Genomic DNA, 252 nt, shown 5'->3' with positions numbered 1-252 from the left:
AACTGTAGTGGGTTGAATAAAAAGCTAACATCTGGAGAGGACAATCGTTGTCCTCTCCATTTTTATATTCAGAGCGATGAAAATTCGTTTCTTAAAGTTGTCAAAGTTCCGAAAACCAAATGCATTTCGTTTGATAAGTTTTATGAGATTATTGGTCGCTTCCAGTTTGGCGTTGGAATAGAGTAGTTGAAGGGCGTTGACAATTTTCTCTTTGTCCTTGAGAAAGGTTTTAAAGACAGTCTGAAAAAGAGG

General features: G+C 36.9%; 1 protein-coding gene. It reads right to left on the bottom strand.

Annotation, left to right across the window (positions count from 1 at the left end; genetic code table 11):
* Positions 1–24 precede the first annotated feature (24 nt).
* Positions 25–252, bottom strand: a 228-nt coding sequence (locus HMPREF2805_RS00290; protein WP_148131557.1) for a transposase, incomplete at its 5' end; no start/stop codon positions are given.

This window comes from Streptococcus sp. HMSC034E03, assembly GCF_001811505.1.
Lineage (GTDB): Bacteria > Bacillota > Bacilli > Lactobacillales > Streptococcaceae > Streptococcus.
Note: the sequence above shows the minus strand (reverse complement) of the source record. Positions and strands in the feature narration are given on the sequence as shown.